The organism is Synechococcus sp. SYN20, assembly GCF_014279555.1.
In the GTDB taxonomy this organism is placed as follows: domain Bacteria; phylum Cyanobacteriota; class Cyanobacteriia; order PCC-6307; family Cyanobiaceae; genus Synechococcus_C.
Genome location: NZ_CP047959.1, coordinates 361,445 through 375,395, shown reverse-complemented (window position 1 = coordinate 375,395; position 13,951 = coordinate 361,445). Strand labels below are relative to the sequence as shown.

13 protein-coding genes and 1 tRNA gene are annotated in these 13,951 nt (G+C 60.3%); 8 read left to right on the top strand and 6 right to left on the bottom strand.

Going from position 1 to position 13,951, the window contains the following annotated elements:
• Positions 1-8: 8 nt before the first annotated feature.
• Positions 9-90: transfer RNA gene (locus SynSYN20_RS01870), tRNA-Leu, on the bottom strand.
• Between the two features lie 28 nt (positions 91-118).
• On the opposite strand from SynSYN20_RS01870, the gene SynSYN20_RS01865 reads away from it, so the two are divergent.
• Positions 119-895, top strand: a complete 777-nt coding sequence (locus SynSYN20_RS01865) for a Ycf66 family protein (protein WP_255476330.1) — start codon at positions 119-121, stop codon at positions 893-895.
• A 25-nt stretch (positions 896-920) separates the two neighbouring features.
• Entirely contained in the window at positions 921-3,827 is a 2,907-nt protein-coding gene (ileS, locus tag SynSYN20_RS01860; protein ID WP_186524507.1) for an isoleucine--tRNA ligase, read from the top strand.
• 3 nt (positions 3,828-3,830) lie between these two features.
• On the opposite strand, the gene SynSYN20_RS01855 is transcribed toward ileS, so the two are convergent.
• On the bottom strand, positions 3,831-4,148 hold the full coding sequence (locus SynSYN20_RS01855; RefSeq protein ID WP_186524506.1) for a hypothetical protein: 318 nt from the start codon (positions 4,146-4,148) through the stop codon (positions 3,831-3,833).
• A complete protein-coding gene (locus tag SynSYN20_RS01850) occupies positions 4,138-4,749 on the bottom strand; it encodes a DUF3177 family protein (RefSeq protein WP_186525379.1) in 612 nt (203 codons plus the stop codon). The genes SynSYN20_RS01855 and SynSYN20_RS01850 overlap by 11 nt, the downstream gene beginning before the upstream one ends.
• 70 nt (positions 4,750-4,819) lie before the next feature.
• Here SynSYN20_RS01850 and SynSYN20_RS01845 point away from each other — a divergent pair, with 70 nt between their 5' ends.
• The 4 genes from SynSYN20_RS01845 to SynSYN20_RS01830 are packed head-to-tail and all read left to right on the top strand — an operon-like array spanning position 4,820 to position 9,038.
• A complete protein-coding gene (locus tag SynSYN20_RS01845) occupies positions 4,820-6,079 on the top strand; it encodes an FIST N-terminal domain-containing protein (RefSeq protein WP_186524505.1) in 1,260 nt (419 codons plus the stop codon).
• Complete coding sequence (gene trmB, locus SynSYN20_RS01840; RefSeq protein WP_186524504.1) at positions 6,079-6,792, top strand: tRNA (guanosine(46)-N7)-methyltransferase TrmB; 714 nt, start codon at positions 6,079-6,081, stop codon at positions 6,790-6,792. Before SynSYN20_RS01845 ends, trmB begins: the two co-directional genes overlap by 1 nt.
• A complete protein-coding gene (locus SynSYN20_RS01835) occupies positions 6,785-8,095 on the top strand; it encodes an IctB family putative bicarbonate transporter (RefSeq protein ID WP_186524503.1) in 1,311 nt (436 codons plus the stop codon). Before trmB ends, SynSYN20_RS01835 begins: the two co-directional genes overlap by 8 nt.
• Positions 8,096-8,105: 10 nt before the next feature.
• The gene (locus tag SynSYN20_RS01830) at positions 8,106-9,038 is read left to right on the top strand and encodes a BadF/BadG/BcrA/BcrD ATPase family protein (protein ID WP_186524502.1); all 933 of its coding nucleotides are present in this window, start codon (positions 8,106-8,108) and stop codon (positions 9,036-9,038) included.
• Positions 9,039-9,052: 14 nt separating this feature from the next.
• Here SynSYN20_RS01830 and glmM read toward each other — a convergent pair whose 3' ends face one another.
• Together glmM and SynSYN20_RS01820 are read right to left on the bottom strand one after the other, a co-directional pair.
• Positions 9,053-10,444, bottom strand: coding sequence for a phosphoglucosamine mutase (glmM, locus tag SynSYN20_RS01825; protein WP_186524501.1), 1,392 nt, complete (start codon positions 10,442-10,444; stop codon positions 9,053-9,055).
• Between the two features lie 43 nt (positions 10,445-10,487).
• Complete coding sequence (locus SynSYN20_RS01820; RefSeq protein WP_186524500.1) at positions 10,488-10,691, bottom strand: hypothetical protein; 204 nt, start codon at positions 10,689-10,691, stop codon at positions 10,488-10,490.
• 25 nt (positions 10,692-10,716) lie between these two features.
• Here SynSYN20_RS01820 and SynSYN20_RS01815 point away from each other — a divergent pair, with 25 nt between their 5' ends.
• A complete protein-coding gene (locus SynSYN20_RS01815; protein ID WP_186524499.1) occupies positions 10,717-12,810 on the top strand; it encodes a lytic transglycosylase domain-containing protein in 2,094 nt (697 codons plus the stop codon).
• On the opposite strand, the gene SynSYN20_RS01810 is transcribed toward SynSYN20_RS01815, so the two are convergent.
• A complete protein-coding gene (locus SynSYN20_RS01810) occupies positions 12,766-13,263 on the bottom strand; it encodes a hypothetical protein (protein WP_186524498.1) in 498 nt (165 codons plus the stop codon). The two genes, SynSYN20_RS01815 and SynSYN20_RS01810, sit on opposite strands and share 45 nt — an antisense overlap.
• A gap of 142 nt (positions 13,264-13,405) precedes the next feature.
• Between SynSYN20_RS01810 and SynSYN20_RS01805 the strand changes: the two genes are divergently transcribed.
• Complete coding sequence (locus tag SynSYN20_RS01805; protein WP_186524497.1) at positions 13,406-13,951, top strand: thioredoxin domain-containing protein; 546 nt, start codon at positions 13,406-13,408, stop codon at positions 13,949-13,951.

Sequence of the window (13,951 nt, the reverse complement as noted above, 5' to 3'; positions counted from 1 at the left end):
AAAAGGAATGCCCACCGCGAGACTTGAACTCGCACAACCGAAGTCACTGGTACCTAAAACCAGCGCGTCTACCAATTCCGCCAGATGGGCAGAAGCGAATCCTAAACATCGACCCAGAATGGCGACAACGTCGACACTCGATTCCCCGATGCTGGCCACTCTCACTGGAGACCTCTGTTTGCTGGCAGGCCTTGCCGTGCTGCTGCTGCCACTGCTCGCTACAGAACTGAGTCGTCCCCGCGATGGCGCCTGGGGAGCCGTCGTCCTGCTGCTTGGGCTGGTCCTCGTGACCAGCAGTGATCGCTTGCGGGGCGCTCCCATGCTTGGAGTGGCCTGCGCTGGCTTGCTGATCAGCCGCCTAGGGGCAGAAGTAGGGCAAGCCCGCTGGCAACAACTCAGCGATGAGGAGCGACACAGACTCGGCTCCCGGGAACGCTGGACCACGAGCCTTCAACAACTCACCACCGTTTTGGCCAGCGTTGTGAGCGCAACAACTGACACGCTCAAAAGCTTGAAACCTGCCGCTAAAACCGGAACCAACAAACGTTGGGTGCGACCTGAGCAGCCATCCACAGGCGAAGCAATAGACACTCCTCCCAGCGGTGAGAGCAGTGAGGCCAGCAACGACAAGGACGCCACAGCTGAAACACCAGACACCAATCCACAACGCAAGAAGCTCTGGGTCCGTCCAGATAGCCCAGAACCATCGCCAGAAACACAGGTGGTGAGTTCAACATCCAGCGGCTCTGAAGCCCAGAGCGAAACCAAGGCTGAAACGAGCACTGAAACGAGCACGGACAGCATTGAAGACGGAAGTGCTGACAACGCCATCGAAACAGCCTCAAATACAGCCGCGAGCACAACTGAAAACACAGAACGCACCGACGAAGACTGATAATCCCCTTTGCTGCAGCGCCAACGTGACCCAGCAGACAGGCCAGGACGCTGATAAGCGACCGTCCTACAAAGACACCCTCAACCTGCTGGAGACGGGGTTTGGCATGCGTGCCAATGCCATCCACCGCGAACCGGAACTCCAGGCCTTCTGGAAAGAGAAAGGCATTGACCTGGATCTGGGACGCAACAATCCCGGCCCGGTGTTCACCCTGCATGACGGCCCTCCGTATGCCAACGGCGCCCTGCACATGGGCCACGCCTTGAACAAGGTGCTCAAAGACATCATTAATAAGCATCGCCTGATGCAAGGCCGAAAGGTTCGTTTCGTGCCTGGCTGGGACTGCCATGGCCTCCCGATCGAGCTCAAAGTGCTCCAGGCCATGAGCCAAGAGCAGCGTCAAGCGCTCACCCCGATCAAGTTGCGCAAAAAGGCTGCGGTCTACGCCCACAAGCAAGTTGCAGGCCAAATGGCTGGCTTTAAGCGCTGGGGCATCTGGGCTGACTGGGAGCACCCCTATCTCACGCTGCAAAAGGACTACGAAGCCGCTCAGATCGACGTCTTTGGAACGATGGCGCTCAAGGGCCACATCTACCGAGGGCTCAAACCCGTGCACTGGAGCCCCAGTTCACGCACGGCCCTGGCCGAAGCCGAACTGGAATATCCCGACGGACACACCAGCCCCAGTGTCTACGTGGGATTTCCTGTGGTTGATCTACCCACAGGCCTGCGCAGCAAGCTCAACGAGCAGGGCTTGGACGTCCCCGCAGAGAGCAACGCCCTGAGTCAGTGCCTGCAGGTGGCGATCTGGACCACCACCCCCTGGACCCTGCCCGCCAACCTTGCGGTGTCGGTTAACGATCGCCTCGACTACTGCCTGGCGGATGACGGCAACGGACGGCTTCTCATCGTGGCCGCGGAACTCTGCGATTCCCTCGCCACCAAGCTTGAACGACCACTTCAAGCCAAAGCCACCGTGAAGGGGGCCGATCTCGCTGGCATCACCTACAGCCACCCCCTGCTCGAGCGCCGCAGCGCGATCGTGGTGGGTGGGGAGTACATCACCACGGAATCAGGGACAGGGTTGGTGCACACGGCGCCTGGCCATGGCGTGGATGACTTCAACACAGGGCGCAAGCATGGTCTGCCCGTGCTCTGCCCAGTGGATGAGGCCGGAACCCTCACCGCTGAGGCCGGCCCCTTCGAAGGCTTGAACGTGCTCAAGGATGCCAATGCTGTGATCATCACAGCGCTCGAGGACTCCGGTTCCCTGCTTCTGCAAGAGAACTACAGCCATCGCTATCCCTACGACTGGCGCACGAAAAAACCCACGATCTTCAGAGCAACGGAACAGTGGTTTGCCTCTGTGGAAGGCTTCCGCACTGAGGCGCTAACCGCCATCGATGGCGTGCAATGGCTGCCGGCATCTGGCCGGAACAGGATTGAATCGATGGTGTCCGAACGGGGCGATTGGTGCATTTCCCGTCAACGGACCTGGGGTGTCCCCATTCCGGTGTTTTACCAGCGTGAAACTGGCGATGTTCTGCTCAATGCCGACTCCATCGCCCATGTCAAAGCGCTGATCGCAGACCATGGAGCCGACATTTGGTGGGAAAAAGACGAGGTTGATTTGCTCCCTTCCAGCCACAGCGCAGAAGCGCATCTTTGGCGTAAGGGCACAGACACCATGGATGTGTGGTTCGATTCCGGCTCCAGCTGGGCCTCCGTATCGAGCCAACGCGACGGTCTCAGCTACCCCGCAGATCTGTACTTAGAGGGATCAGATCAGCATCGCGGCTGGTTCCAGTCCTCGTTGTTGACGTCGGTGGCCGTCAACGGCACAGCCCCCTACCGGACCGTTCTCACCCATGGGTTTGCCTTGGATGAGAAAGGCCGAAAGATGAGCAAATCCCTCGGCAATGTTGTGGACCCGATGGTGATCATCGAGGGTGGCAAAAATCAAAAGCAAGAACCCGCCTACGGCGCCGATGTGCTCCGCCTATGGGTGAGTTCTGTGGATTATTCGGCAGACGTGCCGATCGGTGCTGGCATCTTGCGGCAGCTGTCAGACGTCTACCGCAAAGTGCGCAACACCTCGCGCTACCTGCTCGGCAATCTGCACGACTTCGTCCCAAGCCGTGATGCGATCGCCATCAGCGATTTGCCGTTGCTCGATCGCTGGATGTTGCAGCGCACCGCAACCGTGCTCGATCAGATCAGCGAAGCGTTTGAAGCCTATGAATTTTTCCGCTTCTTCCAGCTTCTGCAGAACTTCTGCGTCGCCGATCTTTCGAACTTCTATCTCGACATTGCTAAAGACCGGCTGTACGTCAGCGCCCCCAACGACAAGCGTCGCCGCAGCTGCCAAACCGTGATGGCTCTGATCATCGAACGTCTGGCCGCGGCCATCGCTCCCGTGCTCTGCCACATGGCGGAAGACATCTGGCAGAACATCCCCTATCCCACCGGGACTGAGTCGGTGTTTCTAAGTGGCTGGCCCTCCGTTCCAGAGGAGTGGCGCAATGACAGTCTTCAAGCGCCGATGCGAGAGCTGCGCGAGCTGCGCGCAGCGGTGAACAAAGTGCTGGAAGAATGCCGAAGCAAGCGCAAGCTCGGAGCATCGCTTGAGGCGGCCGTCCGCATCGAAGCGCGCACCCCTGCCCTCAAAGACGCCCTCCACTGGCTCCAAAGCAAGGGGGATCAAGAGGTGGATGGCCTTCGCGATTGGCTCATCGTCTCCCAGTTGCAGATTGGAGGCGAGCCCTGGGCCGAATTGCTGGCCAGTGATGACAACGAGCTCGCCGTGATCGAAGTAGCCCTGTCTCGAGGGGAGAAGTGTGAGCGCTGCTGGCACTACGAAAGTGACATTGGTCAGCACAGCGATCACCCCAGCTTGTGCGGTCGCTGCGTGTCCGTGCTGGAACGGCGCTAGGAATCAGATCCAGCGGTCTGGTTCGCTTAATTGCGCAGGAGGTAGGGGCCCAATCAGCAGCTCCTCCTGCTGAGGGTTCAGTGGACCGCGCAGCAATTCAGCGGTTTGGATCACCGCCCCCTCAGGAAGCACGGTTCGATCCGGATCGAAATCTGTGGGATGGGTGGTGCAACTGCTGAAACCTCGAAAAATCAACACTTCCAGCGCTTCTTCCGCACCTTCAGCACACTGCACCGTTCCTCGCAGTCGCAACACCCGATCGGGGCGATCGCGACTGATCGCTTCAAGGGCTGGCAGCAACGACAACGAATCAGAACTCACCAGCCACCCGTCCCTGGCGCGGCAGGCGCACGAGCAGCCACTGGAGGAGCCCCACCACATACGCCACTAACGCCACATAGCCAATGAATGCGGCAACAGCCTCACTCCACTGACCACCGAAGACGAAATCGAACACACGCTCCGCGACACGATGCAGTCCCTGGGGACCTTCCAGCCAGGCCAAGCACTCAGCACCTGTCAGTTGATCCACACAGCGCAATGCTGTTGCTGACATTCCCGCCGCAAGCACGGCGAATCCAGTGAGTGCCCACCGCCAGATACGAACGGTCAGCGGAAGGGCACTCCCTGGTGCACTGTCGGCCAATTCTTCATTGAGATCCACCCAGAACCACACCGAAACCGCCATCAGCACCGGTGCAATGAAGGCCATCACATATCCGATCGGACGCCGATCGGTGAGCAGCAACACACTGATGGGCAACAGGCTTGCCACTTTCCAGTAGAGACCCAGCAATCGCACCATGGCTGGCTCACGCCGAACCCCTGCCCAGATCAACAGAACAAGCGGAACACCGAGGGCAAAGGTTGCGCCTAAGCGATAGGTAAGCCAAACCAAACTGCGGTAAGGGAGATCAGGCACCAGGCAGGTTCGAGTTGGAGCCATTATCGACGCCATCGACCTAGCCCTCAAGATTGGTAGGGTCCAACACATGGTTCCGTTCAACCCCCTCGATTGGTTCCGAGGCTCCGGAGCCCAGGCCAAGTGCCGCACGGCACTCAGTGGCTGTGCCTCATTGGAAGAGGCAACGAAAGATGTCACCAATCAACTCGGCTCGGAGAAAGGCGATTTAGCCCTGGTGTTTGTGTCCAGCCAATTCGCTAGCGATCTGCCACGGTTGCTTCCGCTGCTCAGCCAGCGACTGCAGGCAGAACACTGGATTGGCTTCGTTGGAGGTGGCGTTGTTGGAACAGATAGTGCCGGGCGATCGCAAGAGCTGGAACAGACCACGGCCCTCAGCATCACCCTCTTAAATCTCCCCGGAGCTCAGCTGAAGCCGTTTCAACTCGACACCGGCTCTCTCCCAGATCTTGATGGGCCGGTTCAAAACTGGCAGGACTGGGTCAGCGTTGACCCGGCAGACAGCCGATCTCTGCTGCTGTTCATCGATCCCAGCTGTGGAGCGATCAATGACCTGATCAGTGGCCTGGATTACGCCTATCCCAACGCAGCAATCATCGGGGGGATTGCCGCCCCCCACAACGCCAGTCATGGATCCCTGCTCTTCGATGGTCAGATCATCAATGGTGCCGCTGGAGTGAGCATCGGCGGCGACTGGGTTCTCGATCCGGTCGTTGCCCAGGGCTGCCGGCCAATTGGTCCCGTGTTTGCGATTGAGCAAGCCCAACGCAACGTTCTGCTTGAACTCAGCGATGGCGATCGTCGCGACACGCCAGTGGCCTGCTTGCAACGGGTCCTGGCCGATCTCAATGCGGAAGACAGAGAGCTGGTGCAGCACTCCCTTTTCCTTGGCGTGGAACGTCGCAATTTGATGCAGGAGTGCCCCAGCGATTTCTTGGTTCGCAATCTCATTGGCGTCGACCCACGCAATGGTGCCGTCGCCGTGGCTGAGCGGGTCCGTCCAGGCCAACACGTGCAGTTTCAGCTCAGAGAAGCCCAGTCATCAAGGCTGGAGGCACGCCAGCTATTAGAGGCCAGCCAAGAACGCTGCCCCTCGCCGCCGCCACTCTGTGGCCTGCTGTTTGCCTGCCTCGGCCGAGGCAGTGGTCTATTCGGAGAAGCCAACGGTGATGTCTCCATCGCTCGCGACGTTCTGCCCGATCTGCCAATCGCCGGCGCGTTCTGCAATGGCGAGATCGGCCCCTTAAGCAACACCACCTACCTGCATGGCTACACCGCTTGCTGGGGCTTGCTCCGCCACGCACCTCTTGTGGCGTCAGCTGAGGACTGATGCGCCAGCACGTCAATCCCCTCAGCCGCTTTTTTCAGTTGCCGCTGGAACTCCCGGCGCCGCAGGAGCTGTTCGAGCATCCCAACCTGCCCATCCATCTCGATATTGGTTGCGCTCGAGGCTTTTTTCTGTTGGAGCTGGCGGCGTTGCAACCCGAGCGCAACCATCTCGGCGTTGAAATCCGCCGGCCCTTGGTGCAAGCCGCTCAACGCGATCGCGACCGTCAGCAGCAGCACAACCTTCATTTTTTATTTTGCAATGCCAATATCAGCCTCGAGGCTTGGATGGCAGCGTTGCCACCAGACCAGTTGCACCTGGTCAGCATTCAGTTTCCCGATCCCTGGTTTAAACAACGCCATCGCAAGCGCCGCGTGCTGCAACCTGCCCTATTGCTCGCCATCGCCTCAGCCCTCCATCCCGGCCGACAGCTTTTTTTGCAAAGTGATGTGTTGGCCGTGATCGAACCGATGGTGAGCCTGGTGGAGCTCTCAAACTGCTTTGCACGCCCCAAAGACGACCAACGGCCATGGCGAACCAGCAACCCATTGCCCGTGGCGACGGAACGGGAGCGCTACGTCCAGGAACAAGGACTGCCCAGCTATCGCGTGCTGTTTGAGCGCACGGATGCCGCGCTTCCAGCATTAAGGGATCTAGAGCTGGCTTGGCAACAGGTTGATAATTCCAAAGACACCGCACCCACTCCCAATGGCTGAGGCTCCGGCCCCACCACCCCTGTTGCTGCGCTGGCAAGGCTTGCTTCCCGCGACTGATCAGCAGCGCAGGCGCCTGAGCTGGTGGGCAAGCATCCTGCTCATGGTTCTCCTCGCAGGACTTCCCTTCCTCACCCGAACAGGGCTCGGGATTGTGGTTCTGGCCTGCGGAGCGCTGTGGATCCTCTGGTCCAGCGTGAGCCAGCCGCAACGCATCGGTGCCATCAGCGCTTGGGTGCTCGTGTTTCTTGGCATCGCCGTGCTGGCCACGGGGTTCTCCCCCGTTCCAGCCGCAGCAGCGAAAGGCCTGATCAAGCTGCTCAGCTACCTCGGCGTCTATGCCCTGATGCGACAGCTGCTGGCCGAGCGCCCGGAGTGGTGGGACCGCCTCGTGGCCGCGCTGCTGGCCGGCGAAGTCCTCACCAGTGTGATGGCCTTGCGCCAGCTTTACGGACCCACCGAGGAGCTGGCGCGCTGGGCCGATCCCAACTCAATCACGGCAGGCACGATCAGGATCTACGGACCCCTTGGCAACCCCAATCTGCTGGCGGGATATCTGGTCCCGATCCTGCCGTTGGCACTCGTTGCCTTGATCCGCTGGCAGGGCTGGGGGGCACGCTGCTACGCAGCTGTTGCACTGGGCTTGGGAGCCACAGCCACCATGTTCAGCTACAGCCGCGGGGGCTGGCTGGGCATGCTCGCGGCCCTTGGGCTGTTGGTCCTGCTGCTCGTGCTGCGTGCCATCCGCAGCTGGCCAAAACTGTGGCGACGTCTCGTCCCGATCGTCCTGCTGGTGGTGGCTGGTGTGGCCCTGGCGATCGCAGTCACGCAGGTGGATCCCATCCGCACGCGGGTTGCCAGCCTGCTATCTGGTCGAGGTGATAGCTCCAACAACTTCCGCATCAACGTGTGGTTGGCCGCAGTGGAGATGATTCAAGACCGCCCCTGGCTTGGCATCGGGCCCGGCAACGCTGCCTTTAATGCCATTTACCCCCTGTATCAACAGCCCAAGTTCAATGCCCTGAGCGCCTATTCCGTTCCCCTGGAGCTGCTTGTGGAAACGGGCATTCCAGGCCTAATCGCCGCGCTCGGGTTGGCTGGAGCCAGTTTTCGCAATGGCCTCAGAGCTCTGCGCTCATCGGCTGCTCTGGCATTGCCCTGGCTGGGCTGCCTGGCCGCCATCGCCGGGCTGGTCATCCAAGGCGCCACGGACACCATTTTCTTCAGGCCAGAAGTGCAAATCATCGGTTGGTTTTGCCTGGCAACGCTGAGTCAGGCCCACAAGACCACCCAGACCGACCCATGAGCGTCAACCCATGAGTGATGCCCTGATCTTGGCTGGTTTCGATGCTGGCCAAACCCATTGCCGCTGCAAGCTGAGCCGTTGGCACAACGGAACCTGGCAACCGCTAGGCGAGGGCAAGGGCACTGGCGTCAGCCACCTCCAAGCCGCCGGGGGCGAAACACGGTTCATGGAGGCCATTCGCAGCAGCCTGCAAGCCGCCAATCCCAGCGGCCTGGAGATCGCCGCTGCGGCCGTTGGGGCCAGCGGAGTGGAGCAGGGCACCGCACTCCAGAACCGCGCCAGAGATCTGTTAGCAGCCAGTCTCGAGCTGCCAAAAGCGCACTGCATCGCCACTGGCGATGAGCGCACAGCCCTGCGCGGAGCGTTCCCCAACGATGCCGGCATTGTGCTGATCAGTGGCACGGGGATGGTCGTGGTTGGACGCAACGACAGCGGGCTTGAACAGCGTTGTGGCGGATGGGGATGGCAACTGGATGGAGCAGGGGCTGCCTTTGATCTCGGCCATCAGGGGCTCCAGCTCAGTCTGCGCATGGCCGATGGCCGACTCCCAGACAGCCCCCTACGCAACCAGTTGTGGGAAGTCCTTGGTTGCCGCACAGCCGCAGAGATCAAGGCCTTTGTTGTGCAACCCGATTTCCAACCAGCTCAGCTCGCCCAATTGGCACCCCTCGTCTCCGCCGCCGCTGAGGCAGGCAATCTTGAAGCCGCGGCCATTCTCAACCGCTCCGGCAATGCCCTTGCTGAAGCCGTTCAAGCGGTGGCGTTATCCCTGGGGCTCACCCAACCCAGGCTCTGCGCTCGAGGTGGCGCACTCCTAAATCTGGCGCCCCTTCAACAGGCTGTGGACGCATCCCTACGCCGTCGCCAGGTTGATGCGCGCTGGGAGGATCGAAATGGTGACGCCTGCGATGGGGCGCTCACCCTGGCTCTTGAACGCTGCTGATCGAGCGGCGCTGATCAAGACGCATTGAGATGCTGATCGGCTGCTGCGGCCAAGCGCGAGGTCCAGTGATCGACCACTGCTTGATCGGCCGCCTCAACCATGACGCGCAGCAGGGGTTCTGTCCCACTCGCTCGCACCAGCACACGTCCGTCTTCAGCCATCGAGGCCTCTGCCTCTTGAACCAGGGAATGGAGAGGTGCACAGTCCGCCCAACCCTTTCTGCGCTCGCGATTCTCGACGCGCACATTCACCAGTTTTTGGGGATAGGCCTGAAAGCTCTGATCCACCCACTCGGCCAAGGAAAGCTGCTGCGCATGGCAGAGGCTCGCGATCTGAAGAGCGGTCAAGACACCATCACCTGACAAACCATGGGCTGAAGACAGGATGTGACCTGATTGCTCGCCGCCTAGGGCTGCCCCCGTGCGGACCATCTCGGCATGCACATGCTGGTCTCCCACCGCTGTCCTGTCCAAACGTCCTCCACGCGCCTGCCAAGCCCTCTCAAAGCCCAAATTCGACATCACCGTGGCCACCAAGCGCTGATCCGGCAGCTGTCTCTGCTCCTGCAAAACCGACCCCCATAGAAAAAGGACATGGTCGCCATCCACCACCCGTCCTCGGCCATCAATCGCCAACATCCGATCGGCATCCCCATCGAAGCCAAAGCCCATGGCGGCGCCCTTCTCGATCACCGCACGGCGTAAAGCCTCAAGGTGGGTGGATCCGCAATTCACGTTGATCCTCGTTCCATCCGGATCACCGTGCAACACCGTGAGATCAGCGCCAAGGGCAGAAAACACCTCGGCGCCGCAGGCTGTTGCCGACCCCCAGCAGAGATCCAGCACGATGGGCACACCATCAAGTCGGTGCTGCCCAACACTGGACAACAAGCTCGCGCGGTAGTCGTCAAGAAGTTCAGGGCGATGGCGTGCCACTCCAGATGCCGCTAACGCAATCCCAGCACCGTCTCCACTACGGAGGCCAGCTTCAATCGCCTGCTGACGTTCAGGGGACACCTTGCTGCCAGTGGCGCCAAACACCTTGATTCCATTGTCTTCCGGAGGGTTGTGACTCGCCGAGACCATCAAGCCTCCGGCGGCTGAATAGCGGCGAATCAAACCGGGCACCGCTGGCGTAGGACACAGCCCCAAGGTCCACACCTCGCGGCCAGACGCCGTCAGGCCAGCGGTGAGTGCCGCGACCAACATGCTGCCGCTGCTGCGCGAATCCATGCCAATCAGCACCGGCCCCTCGGCCTGAAGCACGCGTCCACACCAGTACCCCACCTGAAGGGCCAAAGCCGGGGTGAGCATGGTGTCCACCCGACCACGCAAGCCATCCGTCCCAAAACTGATCTGCGATGGCTTCGGGAGGTGCCCCAAAGGATGGATGGCAGCTTCAGCCATGGAAACTCAATTCTGGACTCAATCTTAAGCCGGGCCTCTGGTTCTAACGCCAACGACGCGGAGCCAGCAATAGCGCCGCTACTTCCAGCAACGCCCAAGCCAACAGCCCTGCCACCAACCAGCCGGGCACAAATTGCAGGGGCCAAAGCCAACGCAATCCCCAGACGAGCAAAGCGAGGCCAACAGCAATCGCACAGCGACGGCGTTGCTCACTCCCTGGGCGCCGCGGCCCTTGCCCCTGTGCCATCCCAATGCCGTGCGCTGGGAACAGAATGCCATCAGTTTCCGGCCGAGGCTTGACCGCTCAACACTCCCGTGGCCTTCTGCTTCTCGCTGGAACTCCACTTCTCACCGTTGCACTCGTCCTCGGCGGACAGACGGTCATGCGCCGCCTGCACACTCCAATCACACCATCCCTTTCAAGCGCTGATCTCTGGACGCGTTACCGCTGGTCGATCAATCCCAGTGAACGGAGAGAAGCAGCTCTTTCTCTTGCGGCGCGCAGCGCCGATTCAGCGGAGAGATCCCAGCGGTTGCTGGCCAATCAGGGCTGGGGCAACGATCCCATCGCTGCCGTCACGCTGAAACAGCAGGCGTTAATCGCAGCAAAACTCGGCCAGCCGTCAGAAGAACAGAAACGTTGGCAAGACTTGCTTCAACGCTTCCCTGAGAGTGCGGCCAGTGCCGATGCGCGTTATCAGCTCGGGCAAACCAACCCAAGGCTTCACGCAGATCTGTTCCGGCAACAACCAGGCCATCCAGCCGCCCTAGCGGCAGCAGCAGAAACCAAAACAGAATCCCCCAAGCAAGCCCTCGCGGCCTTGCATCTAGCCCGATGGGGCGCCCGATGGCCAGGAGCTGCCTCGCAGCTCAGGGAAGCCTGCAACAGGATTAGCGGCGATGGCTTGAACCAAGACGATCGGCTGACGCTCGCCCAAGGGCTGGCGTCCCTTGGTGATGGGAGTGCAGCAGAAGCCTGCCTCCAGGGCACGCCCACCACTCCAGCCAGCGCCTTGGCCATTGGTCGGATCCTGCTCCGAGGCACCGCCGAACAGCAGGAGCGTGGAACGCAGCACTTGCTCGAGCTCGCCATCAACCACCCCGATGATCCGGCGGCGCTCGAGGCAGCGGCGCTACTGAGCGAGCCGCTCAAACCCGATCCCACTTTGTTGGATGCACTGCCGCAGGCATTGCAACAACGTTCCGCTGATGTTGCAGCAGCCCGGGTGCGGCTTGGTGACGGGGCGAACGGTGACTGGGCAAATGCCATGTCCGTTCTGAAGCGCTGGCCGACCAACCCAGCCGCCTGGCAACTGCAGTGGGACTTGGCCCGCGAAGCCCTTTTAAACGATCAATGGACAACGGCAGAAGCACTGCTGAACGCCATTCCGAGCGCAGATCTTCCTGAACCTTTGGCCGCAAGACAGCAGTTCTGGCTGGGGCTCGCACTGGCGAAGCAAGACCAAACAGCGCAAGCCAAAAACGTCTGGGAAACGTTGGTCAAAACGCATCCGAGGAGTTATTACACCTGGCGCGCCGAGGTGCGATTGGGACGGGGAGATCTTCCAGATCTCAATCAAGCATCAGCCTCTCGCTCTGCAGCCCTTGGCGAGTCGTTTCCATCGCACTGGGAGCCATTAAAAAGTGGCGATCCATTCGTGGATCGTCTCTGGCGACTCGGCCAAACCCAGGAAGCATGGGAAACCTGGAGAAACCAACAGCCCCGATCCGATCAGCCATCCAATCCAGAGCAAAAGCTCGTCGAAGGTCGCCTTCGCATTGCCGTCGGCGACGCATGGACGGGTCTGAGTCGTCTTTGGCGCGCCAGCTTGAGACTGGTGAATCAAACCTGCGAAGAGCAACAGCTCCTCCACCGCAGCCAGCATCCGCATCTGCTCCCGGAGGTGTTTGAGACCGCATCCCAAACAGAGGCGGTACGCAGGGAACTCCTCATGGCCATCGCCAAGCAGGAATCTCGCTTCTCCCCAGGCGTGAGCTCACCCGTCGGGGCGATCGGGTTGCTGCAACTGATGCCAGCGACGGCGGAAGAACTGGCCGGCGGCACCCTGAGTAGCGATGAGCTACGCGAGCCAACCCGCAATGCCAAGCTCGGAGCGCGCTACCTCGCGCAATTGCTGGAGCAATGGCAGGGCAACATTGTGCTGGCGATTGCGAGCTACAACGCCGGGCCTGGAGCCACCAGCCAATGGGTCACTCCGCTTCTGGAGAAAGATCCAGAATTATGGGTGGAGCGCATCCCCTATCCAGAAACGCGCCTTTACACAAAAAAAGTACTGGGCAATCTCTGGGCCTATCTCGGATCAGGACGCGACCGCTGCGACAGCGGAAGCCAACGGGTTCGGTAGATCCTGCCCCAACCAGATGCCCACAAGCACCAGCGCCCCCAAGCCCAAGGCCATGACCTGAGGCGAAGGCACCACCTTGATCCGGGTGAGGTCCAAACGGGCCAGCAAGGTGGCAGACGCCAAGATCAGCACATCTGACAGCAAGCTCAAACTGAGCACATAAAGCCCCACCACGATCACCAGCAGCAGGGTCGAAATCAGGCTGAGCACCCGACTGGAGGCCATCAATAACGACAGTTGGCGAAGCAAAAGATCAGGCATCGTGCAGATGAGCACGATCACCAGCGATTGAACGATCTCTACCGTCCAGAACAAGCGGGGCGACACGTTCTGCAGAGCAATTAAGTGCTCGCTCTCAATCGACCAATGGTGGCCAAGGAAAACGGCAACAACAAAGAGCAAAAGCAGCAGGGGGGCCCGCAGCGGTAGGACCAAAAAACGAAAAAAAGACATCAGCAAGCAGCCAACGGTCGACCGATGAAATCACTGATGACATCAGCGAGACAGCAGATCCCAACAACAGAATTGGCTTTTAAACGCTAGCAACAACACACGCATCAGCCTGCCAAAGTGAAACCAATCAAGTCTTCCCGGGATGACCGGCAGTTCCGCCCCCGCCACCCTGACCCCCTTGCAAAAGGGGTTGCTTCTGATCACTGCACTGGTCCTTGCTGCTGGATTATTTCTGCTGCGCAATGGTCTCAATCAGGAAGCGCCTCTCGATCAGCTGGCCAGACAATCCCTGGATCCTGAGGTGGCCCTCACCAACTCCCGGCCCACCGTGCTGGAGTTTTACGCCGATTGGTGTGAGGCCTGCCAAGCCATGGCACCCGCGATGCTTCAAACGGAACAAAATCATGCCGATCAACTCGACGTTGTTTTGGTGAATATCGACAACCCACGCTGGCTGGATTTGACCGATCAATACGACGTCACAGGGATTCCACAGCTCAATTTATTTTCAGCCGACGGCGTGATGCGCGGGCGTTCGCTTGGAGCGAGAACAGCTGACGAGTTGGAATCACTAGCGGTTGCATTGATTAACAATGCGCCTTTACCTCAGCTTGCGGGCGTTGGTTCCACCAGCAGCGTGCCCCCTGCCGAGACAGTTTCAAGCCCAGGGCCCCGCAGCCACAGCTAG